12 protein-coding genes are annotated in these 19,034 nt (G+C 42.3%); 6 read left to right on the top strand and 6 right to left on the bottom strand.

Features of this window, described 5'->3' with window-relative positions:
• Window positions 1-87: 87 nt before the first annotated feature.
• The 6 genes from mscL to Pelsub_RS14480 all read right to left on the bottom strand — a co-directional run bounded on the left by mscL (window position 88) and on the right by Pelsub_RS14480 (window position 10,921).
• A complete protein-coding gene (gene mscL / locus Pelsub_RS14505) occupies window positions 88-522 on the bottom strand; it encodes a large conductance mechanosensitive channel protein MscL (RefSeq protein WP_116225759.1) in 435 nt (144 codons plus the stop codon).
• Between the two features lie 21 nt (window positions 523-543).
• A complete protein-coding gene (locus tag Pelsub_RS14500; RefSeq protein WP_116225758.1) occupies window positions 544-999 on the bottom strand; it encodes a YbhB/YbcL family Raf kinase inhibitor-like protein in 456 nt (151 codons plus the stop codon).
• A 67-nt stretch (window positions 1,000-1,066) separates the two neighbouring features.
• Complete coding sequence (locus tag Pelsub_RS14495) at window positions 1,067-4,099, bottom strand: diguanylate cyclase (protein ID WP_158675142.1); 3,033 nt, start codon at window positions 4,097-4,099, stop codon at window positions 1,067-1,069.
• Window positions 4,100-4,158: 59 nt separating this feature from the next.
• Entirely contained in the window at window positions 4,159-7,035 is a 2,877-nt protein-coding gene (locus tag Pelsub_RS14490; protein ID WP_116225756.1) for a GAF domain-containing protein, read from the bottom strand.
• 12 nt (window positions 7,036-7,047) lie between these two features.
• Entirely contained in the window at window positions 7,048-7,797 is a 750-nt protein-coding gene (locus Pelsub_RS14485) for a response regulator (RefSeq protein WP_158675141.1), read from the bottom strand.
• Between the two features lie 58 nt (window positions 7,798-7,855).
• Entirely contained in the window at window positions 7,856-10,921 is a 3,066-nt protein-coding gene (locus Pelsub_RS14480; RefSeq protein ID WP_116225754.1) for an MASE3 domain-containing protein, read from the bottom strand.
• Between the two features lie 396 nt (window positions 10,922-11,317).
• Between Pelsub_RS14480 and Pelsub_RS14475 the strand changes: the two genes are divergently transcribed.
• The 6 genes from Pelsub_RS14475 (at window position 11,318) to Pelsub_RS14450 (ending at window position 19,028) form a co-directional block, all read left to right on the top strand.
• Entirely contained in the window at window positions 11,318-12,745 is a 1,428-nt protein-coding gene (locus Pelsub_RS14475; RefSeq protein WP_158675140.1) for a sensor domain-containing protein, read from the top strand.
• Complete coding sequence (locus Pelsub_RS14470) at window positions 12,730-15,054, top strand: HD domain-containing phosphohydrolase (RefSeq protein ID WP_116225752.1); 2,325 nt, start codon at window positions 12,730-12,732, stop codon at window positions 15,052-15,054. Before Pelsub_RS14475 ends, Pelsub_RS14470 begins: the two co-directional genes overlap by 16 nt.
• A gap of 105 nt (window positions 15,055-15,159) precedes the next feature.
• Entirely contained in the window at window positions 15,160-16,038 is an 879-nt protein-coding gene (locus tag Pelsub_RS14465; protein ID WP_116225751.1) for a nucleotidyl cyclase domain-containing protein, read from the top strand.
• Window positions 16,007-16,729 carry a sugar transferase gene (locus Pelsub_RS14460; RefSeq protein WP_116225750.1) on the top strand — a complete coding sequence of 241 codons (723 nt, stop codon included), beginning with the start codon at window positions 16,007-16,009 and terminating at the stop codon, window positions 16,727-16,729. Before Pelsub_RS14465 ends, Pelsub_RS14460 begins: the two co-directional genes overlap by 32 nt.
• Entirely contained in the window at window positions 16,726-17,970 is a 1,245-nt protein-coding gene (locus Pelsub_RS14455) for a glycosyltransferase family 4 protein (protein ID WP_116225749.1), read from the top strand. The genes Pelsub_RS14460 and Pelsub_RS14455 overlap by 4 nt, the downstream gene beginning before the upstream one ends.
• Window positions 17,967-19,028 (top strand): diguanylate cyclase domain-containing protein, encoded by a 1,062-nt coding sequence (locus tag Pelsub_RS14450; protein ID WP_116225748.1) that lies wholly within the window; start codon window positions 17,967-17,969, stop codon window positions 19,026-19,028. The genes Pelsub_RS14455 and Pelsub_RS14450 overlap by 4 nt, the downstream gene beginning before the upstream one ends.
• Window positions 19,029-19,034: the final 6 nt, after the last annotated feature.

Here is a 19,034-nt window from a genome sequence, read left to right as displayed (position 1 = left end):
ATCAATTAATTCATAAAAATCTGAGTTGATTATAACCACTCAGGTTTTATTTAATATTAGAGGATGATTAATCCTGCGAATCGCAGGTTATTTCAATTCGGAAGTGCAGGCCGGGCAGCGTGTGGCTTTGATGGAGATGGAAGAATAGCAGTAGGGGCATTCTTTTGTGCTGGGTTCTTTGGATGTTTCCGCGGGTTTTTCCAGCTTGTTGATTTGTCTGACCAGCAGGAAGATCACAAACGCAATGATGACAAAATCGATCAAGGTGTTGATGAACAAGCCGTAATTCAGTGTTACCGCCCCGGCTTCCTGCGCCTGCGCCAATGAATCGTAATAGCCGCCGCTCAGGTTGATGTAGAGATTGCTGAAATCGACTTTCCCCAGCAGCAGCCCAAAGGGTGGCATGAGGATATCGTTCACGAACGAGGTCACAATTTTTCCAAACGCGCCGCCGATGATTACGCCGATGGCCAGGTCAATCACATTCCCCCGCACGGCAAATTTTTTGAATTCTTTTAACAATCCTAACTCCTTTTTCCCTGTTTATCTTCTGTCATACACGCCGAAGGTTTGGCATTCTTCCAGGATATGTCCTTGCATAGCTTCCAATAGCGCGGCTTTGGTCATACCGGTCTGTTTTTCCAGCATGCAGTCGAGGGCATAGAGTTTGAAGAAATAGCGGTGCTGTCTGTCCGGAGGGCAGGGACCGGAGTAGCCGATTTCACCGGAAGTGTTTTTTCCCTGAATTGCGCCGTTGGGCAGAACCGCGGCGATGGGTTGTCCCTCAGCCAGTTCTCCCTGTTCAGCCGGCAGGTTGTACATGACCCAATGGACCCAGGTGCCCCTGGGCGCGTCCGGGTCGACCATGATCAACGCCAGACTTTTTGCGTTATCCGGAACATCCTGCCACTTCAGGGGAATGGATGTATCCTCTCCATCACAGGTGTACTTGGGTGGAATAGGCGTGCCATCATTGAATGCGGTGCTGGTGATCTTCATCGCTTCCTCCTTATATTTCGTATCAAATTAAGATTACCCGAGGAATAAAATTTGTCAAATTGGAAGTTTATAATTTTTGAAAAACGCGTATAGCATTTCGCCCCGCTTCTTTAGCTGCATACATGGCTGTATCGGCTTCGTCAATAATTCTCTCCAATGACGGTGGTTTTTCTTTATAAACGGATATTCCAAAACATGCAGTAATGTGGAATTGATTTTCATCTACTATTATGGCTTGGTTTTCAAGTACACTCCGAATCCGTTCTATAGCGGCGTAAGCATTCTCAATATCTGTCTCCGGCATGATAATAACGCATTCATCCCCACCATAACGCCCGACAATATCGATGTTACGAACATTTTCTCGAAATAGGCGCGAGATTTCTTTTAAGACCTTATCACCAATGAGGTGATTGTAGTTATCGTTAATTTCTTTGTAATTATCCAAATCTACCATTGCCACTGCTATCGAGCGATCCAGCCGATTCGCTCTGGCCAATTCATATTCCCCAGTTTCGTATAATGCCCTCCGATTGAGAAGTCCGGTTACTTCATCATAACGGGCCATTCTCTGCATTTGCTCAAACAGCGTGGCATTATCAATGGATATGGAGGCATGCTGAGCAAAAATATCTAATAAATGCTGATCATTTTTTGTAAAGTTGAGCGCCTTGTTGTACTGGAATATGACCAGACACCCTAAGATTCGTTCTCCGATAAACAAGGGCGTTGCGATGGTTGAATGAATTTCTAAACCATTCTCATTCGGAAGGCAGAATTTCCAATTGGAGTAATTGTGGATGAATAGGGTCTTTTTAAATTGAATAGCTCTTCCCGATACCCCTTGTCCCCATTTTACTGAAGTTGGAGTAAATGATTTCTTTATGTTAAGTGAATTGGTGAAATCTAATTCACGTGAACTTTCATTGAAAGTATAGAATACTCCGGCCTCTCCTTTAATAAGCTTGATGGCATGTTCCAGGATAGTCTCTTGCAGCTTTTTTAACACCAATTCCGAGGAAATATCGGCGATGGTTGATCTCAGATCGCGTAATTCTCTGGATATTTCCTGCGATTCCTCCAAAGAAAGAATCTTTATTATCGATAGCGTTACCTGACTGCCTGCTTGCCGGCAAATATTCAACTCCAGGTTGTTATAGTAACGGGTTTTTGTGTCAGCCAGTATGATCCAACCCATGTGTTGCTTTTTTCCCTTAAGCGGAACAATGATGACTGATTCACCCAACCAATTCAACTCGGGTCTTTTTTTGAACTCCCTCTTTTCTGTTTCGTCAAAAATCAATATATCTTTTTGATTTTGTTTTTTCAAGTATTGGATGGTTGCATCGATATCAGGGCCATTCGGAAATTTTTTCCCGGATTCAAAAATATCACAAGTTCTCGTATCTTTTAATAGCACCAGAAAAGCCCGATCGGAATCAATTAAAGATTTCAGGTGACGGGATAATGCGCGCATGGATGCGTCACAGTTATCTTTGGCGATACTGGTTTTTGTAATTTGGTTAAGGCGAAATTGGAATTGTTGGCTTTGCTGGAGTTGCTTTTCGTTTTGTCTTCGGTCAATGGCGTTGGTGAGGATGTTTGCGATAATCTCGAGAATGTTGGCGGTTTGTTCATCCCACGTATGAAAATGAGTGAATGTCTCAAAAAAGATCATCCCGCTAAAACCATCCGAGAATTTTAGCGGTATACAGATTGCGGATAAGATGTGATTGGCCACGCAAAAAGCTTTTTCAGCATCCGCGGAATTGGGGAGGTCTTTAAAATCGGAAAATATAATATTTACCTTTTCTCGAAATTTCCGCCTGCCCCAGGAAAAGGATTTGATTAATTGGGTATCGATCTTCTTTTTTAAAGAATATTTGTCCTCTACTTGCCAGTCATAAATTTCGCTGGGAATTTGGTGGCCTTTATTATCAAATATAAGGACCTGACCTGCCTCCGCTCCAATCTGTGTACCGGTTGTCTCCAATACCAATTGGATAGCTTTGTCTATCTGTGTAATAGGCAGATTAATAAATTTCGTTGAAATATCAACAATAAAACTTTCGTACTCAAGGTTTTGCTTAAGCTGATGCTGCGCATTAAGCAAATGGTGGAGTGTCTGGTTAATTTCTAGGGATAATTTTGAGAGTTCATCATTTCCGGGCAATTCTGTGGACAAACTCTCTTTAGGGTCTGAACGGAAAACGCCGATAGTTTCGATTAACGTTGCCAGGCGGGATAATAGACTCCGATCGAGCATTGTGAGGATTATTCCGCCGGTGCTGAGACTGGTCAGGATTATCGCAAATATCATGTTTCGAATACTGGCTAAACCCTGTTGATAAATTGAACGATTTTTCCTCAGTTCGATGATGAATACCGGATTCCCTTTGAAGTCTTTTATTAAAGAATAGATTTCCATCTCTTGATTGTTCGAGGTATGCAGGAAAAATTCATTCTCTTGAGCATCATCAAGGTAAATCAGTTGACTGTTGCTCGGAATCAGCTCCGGGTTATAGGGCAGCAATAAAAAAGTTGCGTCGGTTATGCTCGCGATTTGATTATATAAATCTCCCTGAATAAATTTACCGAAGACTAGAGTTCCACGGCTGGGCCCTGTATCCTGACTGGTCAGGATGGGAGAAAAACTGAGCATCACCGGAATATTATTGCTGATTAAAAAGCTGTTTTCAGGTGTTTGACCATTGAGATGGACTAAATCTGGATTTATCCGCAGGTAGTCCTTTATGTCCTCAGGAACGGCAATGACCTGCTTATCTTCCAGATCGTATGCTTTCTGGTAAATGATATTGCCTTCAGTATCCAGAAAGAGAATTATATTGATACCTAATCCTTCAAAGGTCCCGTTGACCAAATTTGAATCCAGGTAATCCTGATTTCCGTCCAGCATGAATTGGTAGGTATCATCCCAGGCAGACCAATCATTGGTAAGGGCGGCAAGATTCCCTTCTTTGTTGTTTATCGTAGAGACAATATGGCTTACATCTGATCGGATTTCATCAAGCTCTAGCTCTCGATAACTATTTATAAAGACTGTTTTTGCTAATACACCGAAGACAACCATGATGAACATGGTAGCCATGAGGATGCTTAAAAAAGTTTTCTTCCGTAAGGTCATTGGAAAAAGAAAATTTACTCGGTGTGATTGATTAATTCACTCTTGATTAGAGAGAGGAATACATCAACTACTTTTGGATCAAACTGGGTGCCGCTTTGTTCACGAATATACTCCAAGGCTTTTTTTGATGTCCAGGCTTTTCGGTAGGGACGATCGGATGTCAGCGCATCCCAAACGTCGACGACTGCGAATATTCTGGCTGGTAAAGGTATTTGCTCTCCTTTAAGGCCCAGCGGGTAACCCAATCCGTTCCATTTCTCATGATGGTGATACGGAATTTCCAATGCTGACCTTAAGTGCGTAATGGGGAAGAGGAGATCATGAGCATAAACAGGATGGCGTTTCATCACTTCCCATTCGTCATCTGATAGGGGACCGGGTTTCAACAAGATGGAATCCGGAATGCCCATTTTGCCGATATCGTGCAGCAAAGCGCCGCGGCGGATATGGGTTAAATCTTCATTATCAATACCCATAGATTGGGCAATTCGCAGGGTCATATCCACTACTCGCTGGGTATGACCCTCAGTTTCTTTATCGCGCAAGTCGAGTGCTTTGGACCAGCCTTCCAGGGTTGTATCATAGGCCAGGGATAATTCCACATTGGTGCGGTGAAGATCTTCCAACAAGCTGGTGTTGTCGATGGCAATGGCTGCCTGACCGGCCAGCGTTTCCAGGAAGTTGAACCATTCCTGATCGGGGTTCAGAGGAGTGCGGTTGAACAGATCCAAAACCCCTTTTATTTGGCCCTTGGCGACCAGGGGAACGCTGTAGTAACTGGCGAAACCTTCCTCTTGCATCAGGTTGGTATAGGCCAGATCGTCTTCCAATTCATTTAAATTCAACGCTTGCACCAAATGCCGTTCCATGGCTGCTTGTCCGGAGATACCTTCCCCCATGCGCAGGTGATATTGTTCAATGATGTGGGTGTGGAACCCTCGGCTGGCGGTGTACTCCAGAATTTGCGATCGGGGGTTGAGCAGCAGCACGGCGGCAGCGTCCACGCTCAGCTTCTCCACCACCTGGTCCAACAAGATATTTAGTGTGACACGTAAATCGAGGCTGGAGTTGATTACCAAATCGATATCGTGCAGTGCTGCCAATCTTTCGATCTGGCTGTGGGTTTGTTCAAGCAAGCGGGCGTTATCCAAAGCGATGGCAGCTTGCGCAGCGATGGATTCCAATAATCTGCGGTGATTTTCGTTGAAAACACCCGATTCAAAAGCTTCAACGCTGATAGCGCCGATGACGTAACCGCGCGTTATTAGCGGTACTCCCAGCCAGGAATGAATCTTCTTCTCTTCGCTTATTTGCGTACTTTGAGGGATTTTCTCTTTTACCAGGTCACGGCTTAGGAGCGGCTTTTGTTCCAGAACCACCTTTCTGTAAAGAATGCTGTCTTCCTGGTTGAATTTTCTGCCGATAAATTCCTGGATTAATCTATCGTTCTCTTTCAGATATGCTATTTCAAAGGTTTCTGCTAATTGATCGTAACGAACCAATGAAAAAACATCCAAAGGAAATAATTCTTTCACTTCCTGATACAGTTTTTGATAAAGTGTATCCGTCTCCAATTCACTGCTGGTGGCCAATGCGGTGTCATAAAGCGCCGTAATTTCTTTGGTATGCTGTTTTTCTGCTTCGAATAACTGGATTTTTTCAATTGCAATTGCCAGTTGATTGGAGAGGGTAGTTAATAGTTTCCGATCCGCATCCGTATAATAATTCGGTTTATCACTTTCTGAATTGATAACACCGAAGACTTTTTTATTGACAACTATCGGTATAGAAAGTTCAGAGCAGGTTCTTGGATTGGCTTCCAGGTAATCTGCATCTGTTTTAACGTCCGGTACGTTCTGTCCCTTTTTCGTGCGCACCGTTCTGCCGGTGATTCCTTTTTTTATCGATTCGTCTTTCGCTCTGCGATTTTCATCAAGGCCGATGTAGGAAAAATGAGGTTTAAGAGTACTTTTTATGGAGTCATAAAGCAGAATTCCAAAGTTATTGGTATATAACGTTTGCTGTAGAATTTCTGTCGTTTTCTGAATAAGCTCGTCAATGCTGGTTGCTTCGGTTCCGGCGCTGGCAATGCCATGCAGTGTGGTAACTTCCTGCAATTGGCGTCTTAGGGTTGCTTCCGTATTTTTCTTTTCGGAAATGTCTCGAACAAAGGCCCACATACCGATCGTTTCCCCCAGGGCATCCTGGCTGACAAATCCAATTATCTCAACGGGAATGGCAAGACCGTCTTTACGTAGATACTCTTTTTCAACCAGGTTGGAATAACCCTTGGTCAGTATCTGTTTCTGTATTTTCCTTGTATCTTCATGCCATTTTTCAGGAGTAATGTCCCATATTGTCAGTGCTTTGAACTCGGACTCGGAATATTGGAGTAGATTAGACAGAGATGGATTGTAGTCAACTATCTTTCCTGAAAGATCGATTGCGATGATTCCATCAATTACCCCTTCATAGAGCTGGCGATAACGTTTTTCTGCTTCCGAAAGTGCATATTTGGTCTCTTTTTTCTCCATCGCACGCTGAATAGTCACGATTAATTGGTCGACATCATACGGCTTTTGCAGGTAACTATATGCACCCAGGTTGATGGCTTGGATGGCGGACTCTGTGGATGCAAAACCGGTCAAAATAACGCATTCCGTTTCCGGAGTGATTTCTTTTAATTCTTTAAGGACTTCCAACCCGGGCATGTCGGATAGCCGCAAATCGATCAACGCAACCATAAAACTTTGCTTGGCAACTAAATCGATAGCAGCTTGCCCGCTGTTTACCCCGCTGGCTTCATATCCTTTTAAACGTAGAATGTCCCTGAGTGTTTTTCGTAAATTGGCATCATCATCAACGATCAAGATTTGCTTTGAATTTTCCATGTTGGATAATCTCTATTGGATGGATTTCTTTGCATATTGGTAATATTCTTTTTCTAGAATATTGTTAATTTTTTGCGATAGTTGTTTCTCTCTTGGAAGAATGATCAGGTTTACTTTATCGTGTTTAGGTTCTTCCTGTTCTGCTGCCTTTGAATAGTCGCAAATTATGACGATTGTCCTCTCCGGTAGATGATCCAGTAACTCATGGATGTCTCCCGAAAAATGTTCATCATGGTTGTGTGAATCTATAAATACTATTGAATAATCTTTTTTGTTCGCGTCGATTAACAACCGGATGGACTTATAAATTGTAAATGTAAAACGGTCTCTTTCTAAGGCTTTTTGGATAATTGAACAAACTTTTTGTTCTTCGCAGACAATTGCTGCTTGAAGATTCCTGCTAAGTCTCGCAAAGAAACTCAAAATTTCTTGAATGTTGATGGGTTTTTGAATAGCTTTCAATACGCCGGAATTAATCGCTTCATCGATGACTTCACTGGATGTGTAAGCGGTCATTAGAATAAAGGGTAAATTGGGGTATTGTTCTTTGATTTCCTGGTAGAAGTCGGCGCCGCTTTTTTCCGGCATTTTTACGTCGGAAAGGACACAATCAAATCGATCTATCTTTAGGATTTTTTGAGCTTCTCTAACTGAGTGCACCTCCTGGCATTCATATCCTGAGCTTTTCAGGATTGCACACAGAGTATGGGCAAAATTTTTATCATCATCAACGACCAGGATATTTAATGGTTTTATACTCATATTAATCCTATAATTCATCTTCTGATTACATTCTATCCTATCCAGCCAAAAAATTTTTTTATTTCGACGGTTGTTCTCTGGGCAAATATATTGAAAAAGTGGTTCCCTTATTAAGGGTGCTTCTTACTTTTATTTTTCCGCCGTTGGCCTCTATCAGCGTTTTTGAAATGGTAAGACCCAACCCAATTCCTTTTGTCTTTGTAGAGAAGAGTGGTTCAAAAATTTTCTCCAGATTTTCAGGAGGAATTCCAATACCGGAATCCGTGAAATCGAGCCGCAGCATATTTTTTTCAATCATTGCAGTAATTGTCAGGCTGCCTTTATTGGGAATTGCCTGGTAAGCGTTAATGATCAGGTTTGCCATCACTTGATCAATTTGTTTATCGTCAACATAGACTTTGGGCAAATTCTGCGGTAAGTCTATTTTTACGTTCACATTTTCCGGAGGTACAAATTTCTTAAAAAGTTCCTCAAGGCATACATGAATATCTGTGGAGATGAGGTTGGCTGGTTTGATACGAGCAAAGGTAAGCAAATCCGTGATGATTTTATTTGCAGACGCAACTTCTTGGTCGATAATATCCAGATAATCATCGGAAGGTTCGGACAATTGGCTTGTCGCTCCCAAACGCAACATATATACTGCGTTATTGATGACTGCTAAAGGATTACGCAGCTCGTGGCCTACACCGCTGGCAAGCTGTCCCATAACTGCTAATTTCTCTTGCCTGGCAAGACGTTCTTGCGTAAGTAGCAGTTCATCGGTTTGCTCCGCTACTATTTTTTCCAGATTTTTCGAGTATTCCAGGAGTTTATCTTCCGCATTTTTTAAATCAGTGACATCGCGTCCATAAATATTGACGTAATTCATATCGGTGATAGGAGCCATGTAAAGGCTTACGATATTGTCATTAACCTTTTCTTCAATGATTTCCGGTTTTCCAAAATTCAGGCAATTTTGGATAATGGTTTTCATATAATCCGGAATTTTCCCCTTCTCCTCATAATTCCAGACCTTAAGAATTGGATATCCGCCTTCATTAGAATAGGTAACAATTCCGTTTTTAGAAAGACGCATCACCGGATTGGGGTTTTCGCGAGGGAATCTGGCTAATGATTCCAACTGAGTTTCCATTTCTTTTTGCTGGGTGATGTCGTGGGAAATGATCTGGACACCTATACAATGGTTTTCATCTTCCATAATGCGTGTATAGGTCATTGAATACCATTTACGCCCTTCAGGTAAATCGAGATAGTCAACGAATGTGGGTGTTTCATTGGAACGTGAAACTCGACGGATGCGCTCCAAGGTGCGTTCGGCGACCTCTTTATCATAAAGGTCGGATATATGCTTTCCTATATCATCCTCAAATGGTTTACCGATCTGTTCCATCAGTTTTTCGTTGTGATAAAGAATATTGCCCTTCAGGTCAAAATAACCAATTCCAACGCCTGAATTTTCGGCTAATAACCTGAATTTTTCTTCGCTGCTTTGCAGTTCCAATCGTGCTTTCTCACGTTCTGTAATGTCATCGGCTGAGATAATGACCCGCGAATAATCAGAGTTTTCACCTGACACAACCGAAAGATTAATAATGCTGTATATTATTCGGTTGTCCGGTGTTATTGTTGTCATTTCGTAAGTGGCTCTCGTTTGATTTGTAGCAATAGCCATTAATTCGGAGATATAGGTTTTATATGATTCCTTCCAAAAAATCTGGGTAAGTGATGATATTTTTCTTGTTGGATTTCCCTGTACATAAGTTTCTTCAACCAGCTTGTTGTACGTCCTAACCTTTGCCAGTTGAACCATTCGCTTAACAAATTGGGGATTCTTCTCAAAATAATCTTTAAAGTCAATGACTCCTTGATCTTTCAGGTCATCTATAGCTTTCTTGATTTCCGAATAATCATTTTCCCAAATTCGGATGGGAGCATCCATGAAAAGACTCTGATAAAGGTGCCCCGCTTCTTCCAACCTGGATCGGTTTTCTTTCATTTCAGAGATGTCGTGGAAGATGATAAATTCGCCATCAATATTCCCTTCAACTACACGGGGTGAAGAAAATACGATTAGTGATTTTTTTTGCTGATTACTGTCAGTAATTTCCAGTTCAAGTGAGCTGGATGAATTTTTATTAGAATTATTAGTCTCACCGGTAATTTTCTGAAGTTCCTCTGAGGATACGAATTTTGAAAGATTATGTCCGGTTAATCTCCCTTTTCCCCCCAAGAAAATCAGATCTGCAGCCGGATTACTGAAGATAAACTTTTCATGTTGATCAAGGATGCAAATTCCTTCGTTTAGATTGTTGAAAAGGTTTTGTAATTGTTCCCGGCTGGTTTGTAATTCATGATAAAAAATTTGCTGCGGTTTGGTTATTCCGGTTACGATAGTAATCTGGAAAAGTAGAAAATATGCAATCATCCGCAGGTTTAATCCCAAAACACTTACTAAATGGGTTTCATTAGTATTCAACGAAATGATAGTCTCGCTTAAAATGGCCAAAATAGTTGAACCCAGAATGATCCAAAAGACTTTTGTTTCAAGGACCTCTTTCTTCTTATAAACAAAAAAGAACGCGAGGATGAGTATCACGATTATCGAAAAATCTATCAGGGTTCTTGGTGAAGTATGGCTCCCTGCCGGAGAAAGCAAGGGCGGGAGTGAGTAGTGAACAATTACGAAAGTTGCTATCACAGTGGATATACTGTAGAACAACAGAGTCAGACCGTTTTTTATTTTTTTCCCAATACAAATGGGTGCAACTAGAAAAGATACAGCTTGAAAGAACCTGCCAGCCAGGAAAAAGTAGAATGAATGATTCACTCCCAGTTTTGGGAAAATCGGCATTCCTGTAAAGGTTAAAATGTGCATTAAATCAAAGAAAGACGAGAAGAGTAAACCAATCCCCAGAATTTTGTAATAGCCATTCTCGATCTTTTCTCTAAGAATCCATATAACCGTGAATAGACAGGAGCACAAGATTATTGCGATTGTTTCAATCAGGAAATGGAAAAGAAGTTCGTTTATAAAGCCGATGATATTTAAAAGTAATAAGATACAAGTTGAAATAACAAATGCAAAATTTGATCCAACCCTTTTGTTTCCCTGCACATTCATGTTGTTCCTATACCTAGAAAATTTTCACTGGTTGAAAAGGACTAACATTTTGGATATTTATTCTTATTTTATATTCAAAAAGTGTAAAATAAAAGTATCCCAATGGACTTGATAAATCAGCAAAACCATTTCTTATACACGCCCAGTTTCCTTGATAAGTCGATGGATATAAGAAATAGTTGTATATTTTACAGATTCTACAATTTATTATAGCTGTTGAAAAATGTATTTGCCTTCTGTATAATCATTATACAAAAGGGAAAGGGGTAGGGCAATTTAAAAGGAAAAAATGATGGAGGGTTGCTTCATGCCGAAGTGCCTTTCAAAGGTACCATGTACCTAGAGGGTTCCGGAAGGCAGGATTGAAATATGTTGGGGTCATGGATAAGGATCCTGTTGATTTCTGATGAAGAAAACTACAACGAATTTTTATACAACTTACTACAGAATCAAGAAGGAATTGATTTTAAAATAAACCAGGTCAACTCGGTTGATTCGGCAATAAAAGAAATCAATTCACGGGATTATGATTCAATAATCTTGGATCTATCAGCAGGGGAAAATTGCGCGGCTGCCGCAAAAGAAATATGTAATGCCAGTTCACATTTTCCCTTGATTGTGATTACTCGCTCTGACAATGAATCTTCTCTAAACACATTAAAAAGCAATGTTCATCAGATAATCCGTAAAGATTACCTGAATACTAATATGATTACACAAACTATCCTTTCGGCAATAGACCGAAAAAATTTTGAGAATGAAGTCCAAATGCGCGATGAGATTCTGCAGGCGGTTAATAATGCGGCCGAAATATTCCTGACTCAGACGGATTGGAGTTCCTATCTCAATGAGGTATTAGCTTCATTAGGCAAAGCGACCAAATCGGATAGAGTGTTTGTATTTTCAAATTCAGTCTCTGATGAGGGGGCTTTGGTTGGCGAATTTCAGGCTGAATGGGTCAATGAGGATTTTCAGATTACCAAAACTAACACCATTGCAGACGGCCTGGATTACGTGGAAGCCGATTTGGGCCGGTGGGTGAAAATCATGCAGACGGGTGAAGTTATTCAGGGCGATGTGGAAGATTTACCGGTTAAAGAACAACCATTCTTAGTGAAATTGGGTGTGAAATCGCTTATTTACGTGCCAATATTTATCGATCATACCTGGTGGGGTTTTATCGGTTTTAATCAGTGTATAACCCATAATGATTGGTTGAAAGTGGAGATTGATGCGCTCCAGACCGCTGCAAAAATATTGGGAGCGGCAATTTCCAGACAGGTGACGGAAGAGAAATTAATTTATTTGGCAACCCACGATTATCTGACTAATTTGCCGAACCGATTATTATTCGAAGATCGTTTTAGGCAAGCGCAAGCACGTTCGGAGAGAACCGGGAAAAGGTTTGCCATTGTGTCAATAGACTTGGACCGCTTTAAAATAGTTAATGATACTCATGGGCACCAAATTGGTGATCAGGTATTGTATGAGGTAGCAAAACGCCTTACCGTAGCTATTCGTGGGACTGATACTTGTGCTCGTATTGGTGGGGATGAATTTGCGATCATCGCTGAGGAAATTCATGACAAAGATGATGTTCTTCGAATCATGGAAAAAATTACTTTAACTCTTCAGGAAGCTATTACGCTGGATAAAAAGGAAATTCAAGTCAGTGCCAGCATGGGCGCTTCAATCTATCCAGCCCATGGAAAGACCATGGAAGAATTGATGAGAGCGGCTGATAAAACACTCTATTTGATCAAAGGTTCAACGGCGCGATATAAAATTTTCTCGGACGATCAAATTACATGGCTGAGAGAATAAAACCGCTTTTATTGGATATAGAAGGTGAAAATAAACACTGGTTATCCAATGTTTTAAAAGAAATCTCCGTAAATTTCATTGAAGCAGCGTCTATTGCAGCCATCAAGGATATCCCCCCCTCAGAATTTAACCTGGTTTTATTAGGCCTTGACCTTCCGGATTGTAAAGGGATTGCCTGTCTTGAAAAGGTAAAAGAGATACTTCCATATACCGGTATTGTGGTGGTCGTTTCAGCAGGCGAGGAGAAAATTGCTGATGACTGCGTTCAACATAATGCCCAGGGTTTTATTCAAGTGGGTACGCTTGGAAGCAAGTCAGTAGGTACATTAATTCAATTAGCGTACAATCGCCAGAATGCGATCAACCAGATCGTTCAAGCCAGAAACCAACTGTCCAATCTTGTCAGCAATTTGCCCGGATTTATCTACCGTTGTAGGAATGAGGCAGATTGGACAATGGAATATCTTAGCGATGGGGTGAAAGAAATTACGGGTTATCCGGCAGAGAGTTTTATTGAAAATAAGGTAATTGCTTACAATGCCATAATCCATCCTGAGGATCAAAAGATGGTCAGGAAAGAAATCCGGAAGGCGGTGAAAGAAAAGTCGCGATTTCAAATGGATTATCGAATTATTACAGCCGATAAAACAGAAAAATGGGTGTGGGAACAAGGCAATGCTGTAGTCTCGGGTAACGACGGTCCGGTTCTGGAAGGATACATTACGGATATTACCGAACAGAAGCTTCGTGAATTCCAGATCCAGGCCATTATTGAGGCTGGAGAAATTCTACGGAATACATTGCGGCTGAATGAATTCTGCCCGAAATTGGTGAAAAGGATTAAGGATATATACCATGCAGATTGTGTAGCCTTATTATTACCCACGAGTCGCGAAACAATTACAACTATCCAATATGCTGAAGGCAATTGGAGTGAATTAATTGGCGAAGAAGTTCCATTATTTGAATGTTTTGATCCAATAGCATTAGAGGACAGGAGAACTATTCTCTTTACACGCGGCGAACCGGGTATGAAGTTATGCCCGATTTTGGACGATAAAACCAGTGCTAAAATGGCATTTCTTCCATTAAAAATTGACTCCAACCAAAATGGTATGTTGGTTTTAGGACGAGGCAACCAATTTACCGACCTTGAATTGGAAACACTGATCGCGATATCCGATATATTGGTGCCGGCTATAGAACGAAGTAACCTGCTTCAAAAAGTCGAAAAACAACTGCACCGTTTGGAATCACTACATGTAATTGATCAGGCGATTACGTCCAATTTTGATATTCAGGTAATCAATAAAATTATCCTCGACCAGGTATGTAAAGAGTTGGGGGGGGATGCCGCTGATATTTTGATCTTGAATAAAGCCACAAATATTCTTGAAAATGTCGGTACAACGGGATTCATGGATCCGATGATCCGAAGTATTCGCGTACCGCTCACGACCAGTATTGCCGGCAAGGTGCTGCTGGAGAATAAAGGTTTTTACATCAATAACCTTGACCAGAATCCACTCTGGTTTATTCGTAAAAATATGCAAGTCGAGAATTTTAAGTCCTATTTTGCTTATCCCATGGCCGTTAAAGGCGAAACCATAGGTGTCATGGAAGTGTTTCTGCGGAAAATTTCCTACCCGGATCGGGATTGGGAGAACTTTTTGGAGGCTCTAGCCACGCAAGCGGCCGTGGCGTACGATTCATTTAAAAAATATTCGGAATTGCAGCGAATGCAGCAAAACGTATCTGCCTCGTTCCGTACCACGTTGGAGACCTGGTCGAGATCTCTGGAATTGCATGATATCGAGTCGCAAGGGCATATTCATCGGGTAACCAATGAGACGATCCGCCTGGCCCGCGAATTAGGAATGGAAGAAAGCGAACTACCGAATATCGAGCGGGGAGCGCTGCTTCATGATATTGGGAAGATCGGTATTATGGACGAAATTTTATTGAAGAAAGGGGATCTGACTGAGAAGGATTGGGAGGAGATTAAACGCCATCCGCAGATCGCCCGCGATTTACTGTCCAACGTCAAGCTGCTTGAGGATGCATTGGACATTCCCTATAGCCATCATGAAAATTGGGATGGCAGCGGGTATCCGCAGGGATTAAAGGGCGAGCAAATTCCTCTTTCAGCTCGAATATTCGCAGTCGTAGATACTTTTGACGCAATGACCAGCACACGTCCTTATCGCCATGCCTGGACCAAATCGGAAGCTATTCAATATTTGATAGATCAAAAGGGCATAAAATTCGACCCGGATGTGGTCGATTTATTTACCAAACATATTAGTTAAATTCCCTTATTATTTCCAAAAATTTTACTCATGGCACAAATATTGTATTAATAAATGTATATAATATGCATATACAGGATTTTTTTACAATTAATGGGAAATTAGATGAAAAGATTACCGGTCTCCATAATATTACTGATTATTTTCCTGGCATTTTTCTTCAATCTTGAACGTATTGATGTAGGGGATCAGGAATTAATCAATATCAATACGTTTGTATACATCCTGATTACTTTGGCAGTGGTGTTTATTGTCATGCTTCCGGTTCTTAGGCGCATGAAAATTACACTGCTGCTTTTTTTCTCGGATCTGCTTTATTTCATTTTGAAATTCGCGGTGTTTAAGGAAAATCCATTCTGGGGTGGATATTATAGCTATATCACCCTGGTTGAGTTTACTATGTTTTCCCTGGGTGTTGTTATTGCGCATTGGGTGGGCGCCAATATGGATGATTTCGAAAAGGCGGTAGAAAATATCACCTTTGCGGAAATAAAACGCGCCAGTAATCTACGAGATGCGGTAGAGTCAATCAACAATGAAATCTATCGTAGCCGCCGTTACAATCATCCCCTGACAATGATCATGGTGGAACCTTTAAAAGGATCTCAGGAAATGATCTTGAATCAATCCGTGAGAGAAGTCCAGGAATCCATGATCTCGCGCTATGTGTCCATTTCGCTGGCGCGTGCACTACGGGAATATATCCGCCGCACAGATATGTTGGTTGAGCAGCCGGATAAAGGACGTTTTATCGTGATTACTCCTGAGACCAACAAAATAGAATCAGATAGGGTTATCAGCAAAATCTATCAGGCTGCTTCTTCAATTGGAGCGGAAGTGGCTGTGGGTTTATGCGCTTTTCCTGATGATGCCTTAACTTTGGAAGACATGCTTTGCAGAGCTGAGTTAGATCTGGCAGAAAAAGAAATCAGTAAAAAGGAAATAACCCAGGATGATCAAGGAACAAACAACACCGTCCGATAAATCCGGTTATTCTCTGCGGGATGGGACAATTGCCAGTGAAATTGCCTGGATCTCAAAATATGATCCGGATAAGTGCCTATTGAGAGGGGAGAACTATCTGTGGGTTAAGCGCATACTTGACTTGTTTCTAACAATCATATCCTCACCGTTTTGGCTAGCTATATTACTACTCGCGACATTTGCAGTCTGGCATGAATCTCCCTCTAGAAAAGTATTCTATAAACAATTGCGTACCGGTAAAGGCGGGAATCGGTTTTGGATGTATAAGTTTCAGACCATGGTTCCCAATGCCGATGAACTAAAACCGATGCTAATGCATCTGAATGTGCTGGAATGGCCGGATTTCAAGGTTCCGGATGATCCGCGTGTAACCAAAGTGGGGAAAATCTTGCGCAAAACCAGCATTGATGAGCTGCCGCAGCTTTGGAATGTCATAAAGGGAGATATGGCCCTGGTTGGTCCGCGTCCGACTTCTTTTTCTCCGGATACTTACAAGATTTGGCAGACCGAACGCCTGGATGTAACGCCGGGTATGACCGGACTTTGGCAAATCACCCATCGAGGAGAATCTGAATTTAAAGAACGCTTATTGATCGATATTGCCTATATCCAGCATCGATGCCTGCGTCTGGATATTGAAATCCTTTTTCGTACGTTTGCGTCTATTTTCAAGGGAAAAGGGATTACATGACATTCAAGGTGGCTTATATCGTTTCGCGTTTTCCCCATTTACCGGAGACGTTCATCATGAGGGAAATGAACGAACTGGCAGCGCAAGGCTGCTCAGTCGAACTATTCCCCCTGGTGCTGCAAGAACAAGCACTGGTTCATCGGGATGCTTCACATTGGCTGGAAAAGCTGCATGAAATCCGTCCTTTTTCGTGGAAGAGTATCAGTGCCAATATGACCATGTTTTTCCGCCGGCCGGGCTGTTATTGCGCCACTTTCTTCCAAATGCTGTGGTTCAACCTGCCCAGTCTGAAATTTCTAATACGGGCTTTATTTATCTTTCCGATTGCGGTGGAAATGGCCGTGGAAATGCAAGCGTTGGAGATTGACCATATCCACGCGCATTATGCCACCCATCCAGCCCTGGCTGCCTGGATCATCAGTCGTTTTACCGGCATTCCATACAGTATCAGTGTGCATGCCCACGATATCTTTGTGAATCGAACCATGCTTAAACAAAAAATAGATGATGCCGTTTTCATTCGGGCAATTTCACAATTCAACAAAACTTTCCTTGTCAACCGGTATGGGCCGCAAATTGAACAAAAGATAAATGTGATTCATTGCGGTATTTATCCGGACCGTTACACGCGCAGGCAGAAACCTGCTTCTCCGGAATTTCACATAATTAATATCGGCACCCTCCAACCCTATAAAGGCCAATCGCGCCTGGTGGAAGCTTGCGCACTATTAAAGGAACGAAGCTTTCCATTTCACTGCCTCATTGTGGGGGGCGGAGAATTGCAGGCTGCCCTGGCTGAACAGATAAACGGGTCCGGGTTAAATGGCTATGTGGAATTAACCGGGCCTAAAACGGAAGATGATGTTGCGCTGTTGTTGGCCGGAGCGGATTGTTTTGTACTGCCCAGCGTGGTTACCTCCAGCGGCAAAATGGAAGGCATTCCGGTGGTATTGATGGAGGCGTTAGCCGGAGAGATCCCTGTGATAGCTTCCGATATTTCCGGTATACCCGAACTGGTTCGGGATCAGGTTAGCGGTTTTCTGGCGCCGGCAGGGGATGCAGCGGCCATTGCCGAAAACATCATTTGGGTACAGGCACATCCTGATAAAGCTGCAAAGATGGCCGTGAATGGCCGAAAATTGGTGGAAACTGAATTTAATATCAAAATTAACACTATGGAATTGGCAAATTTATTTATACAATTTCAATATAAGAAAAAAGTAACGGCAGGTGAAAAATGAATATAAAAATGTATCTTCGCATGATTCAAAAAGGTTGGTGGATTATCGTCCTGGCTGTTCTGGCCTCCATGAATGTCACGCTAATCATGGATTTATTCTCTTCCCCGGTTTATGAGGCAGTAACCCGCATGATTGTGCTGCCAAATGCGGAAAGTTTTGCCGGAAAAGATTTTATCAGCAGCCTGACATCGTTGGACAATTCTTCCATCGTGACAACCTATGCAGATGTGTTTGACAGCGAGTTCAACCAACAAGCTTTCATTAATACGCTCAACCTGACTGAGGACGAAATCACTGAATACACCCAAAGCACGGTTATCTTGCCGGATTCCAACGTCATGGAAATCTACGTTACCGGACCGAACCCGGAAGTCGTAACCCAATGGGCCAATGGTGTTGCCCGTACCGGAATTGATTATATGAAGACTCTTTACCAGGTCTATGAAGTCAATATTCTGGACGTGGCCGAAGTTCCGACTGAACCCATCAGCCCCAAACCGGCGCGTGACGTCACATTGGGCGCGGTATTGGGACTGTTGATTGGCGCGATTTTGGCTATTCTGCGCGACCAACTGCGCATTCCGCTGGAAGCCTACCGGCAGCGCCGCCTGGTAGATTCCCAGTCAACGGCTTTTAATCGCGAATATTTTGAGACCCTGATCAACGAACAGACTGATAAATCGAAAGAGGAAGAAGGCGTTTTCTCACTGGTGATGATCAAGTTGAACGGGTTAACGGAGTTTTACGAGACATTGCCGCAGCAGGTATTGAACCATTTATTAGTGGACGTCGTGGGTGTATTGAAAGCCGGTCTGCGCGGTAATGACAGTGTTGGCCGGTGGAATGAAACGACCTTTTCATTACTCCTGCCGGACACCCCGTTACAGGCAGCCACAACCATTCGCAGCCGCTTAATAAAAGCGCTGAAAAATCCCATGCAGTTGGCCTCCCTGGATGAGCGTATTTCACTCAATCCGGCAATCGGTGTGGCGGATAATTCAGAAAATGCTTCCAGCGATGAGATTATATTAAACGCGCTAAAAGCTGCCGCGGAATAAGGGTCA

Origin of the sequence: Pelolinea submarina (assembly GCF_003966975.1) — a bacterium.
Classification (GTDB): domain Bacteria; phylum Chloroflexota; class Anaerolineae; order Anaerolineales; family Anaerolineaceae; genus Pelolinea; species Pelolinea submarina.
Note: the sequence above shows the minus strand (reverse complement) of the source record. Positions and strands in the feature narration are given on the sequence as shown.

Excerpts from the sequence above, each read along its gene's own strand:
- Pelsub_RS14495 (WP_158675142.1), bottom strand. The coding sequence starts at position 4,099 with ATGTTCATCATGGTTGTCTTCGGTGTATTAGCAAAAACAGTCTTTATA.
- Pelsub_RS14485 (WP_158675141.1), bottom strand. The coding sequence starts at position 7,797 with ATGAGTATAAAACCATTAAATATCCTGGTCGTTGATGATGATAAAAAT.
- Pelsub_RS14470 (WP_116225752.1), top strand. The coding sequence starts at position 12,730 with ATGGCTGAGAGAATAAAACCGCTTTTATTGGATATAGAAGGTGAAAAT.
- Pelsub_RS14500 (WP_116225758.1), bottom strand. The coding sequence starts at position 999 with ATGAAGATCACCAGCACCGCATTCAATGATGGCACGCCTATTCCACCC.
- Pelsub_RS14455 (WP_116225749.1), top strand. The coding sequence starts at position 16,726 with ATGACATTCAAGGTGGCTTATATCGTTTCGCGTTTTCCCCATTTACCG.
- Pelsub_RS14460 (WP_116225750.1), top strand. The coding sequence starts at position 16,007 with ATGATCAAGGAACAAACAACACCGTCCGATAAATCCGGTTATTCTCTG.
- Pelsub_RS14465 (WP_116225751.1), top strand. The coding sequence starts at position 15,160 with ATGAAAAGATTACCGGTCTCCATAATATTACTGATTATTTTCCTGGCA.
- Pelsub_RS14480 (WP_116225754.1), bottom strand. The coding sequence starts at position 10,921 with ATGAATGTGCAGGGAAACAAAAGGGTTGGATCAAATTTTGCATTTGTT.
- Pelsub_RS14490 (WP_116225756.1), bottom strand. The coding sequence starts at position 7,035 with ATGGAAAATTCAAAGCAAATCTTGATCGTTGATGATGATGCCAATTTA.
- Pelsub_RS14450 (WP_116225748.1), top strand. The coding sequence starts at position 17,967 with ATGAATATAAAAATGTATCTTCGCATGATTCAAAAAGGTTGGTGGATT.